The 692-nt window shown below is 39.6% G+C and carries 1 protein-coding gene; it reads left to right on the forward strand.

The window, feature by feature from the left end:
• Nucleotides 1–692, forward strand: a 692-nt coding sequence (locus tag HHU12_RS34350) for a reverse transcriptase domain-containing protein (RefSeq protein WP_240971276.1), incomplete at both ends; no start/stop codon positions are given.

Genomic DNA, 692 nt, shown 5'->3' on the forward strand with positions numbered 1-692 from the left:
CCACAACCCATCAAAGGTGTGGAAATACCTAAACCGAATGGAAAAACACGTCTTTTGGGTATCCCTACGGTACAAGACCGTCTCATTCAGCAGGCACTACATCAAGTATTATCTCCTATTTTTGAAAAGGAATTCTCGAAGTTTAGTTTTGGTTTTCGCCCCAACAAAAGTGCTCATGATGCACTAAAAACATCATTATCCTACATCAATAGTGGCTATCAGGATATCATTGATATTGATTTGAAAAGCTTCTTTGATGAAGTGGACCATAGCATTTTACTCCAGCTGATTTATCAGAGAGTAAAATGTCCTATTACGATGAAACTGATCCGTAAATTTCTCAGAGCACCCATCATGATTGAAGGTAAATTAAGGAAAAGGCGAAAAGGAGTTCCCCAAGGTGGTCCACTGAGTCCGCTTCTTTCCAATATTCTGCTTCATGAACTGGATCTCTTTCTAATGGAACGAGATGTTCGTTTTGTGAGATACGCAGATGACTTCAGTATTTATGTGAAGTCAGAAAAATCAGCTAAACGAGTCGGGAATAATGTTTACCTCTTTCTAAGAGATGTACTTCAACTCCCGATAAACCGAGAGAAAAGTGGTCGCCGACGTCCCTTAAATTTTGAGGTACTTGGCTACGCTTTCGTATCGATTTACAAGAAAGGAGCTAAAGGGCAATATCAACTTGT

The organism is Flammeovirga aprica JL-4, from assembly GCF_012844305.1.
In the GTDB taxonomy this organism is placed as follows: domain Bacteria; phylum Bacteroidota; class Bacteroidia; order Cytophagales; family Flammeovirgaceae; genus Flammeovirga; species Flammeovirga aprica.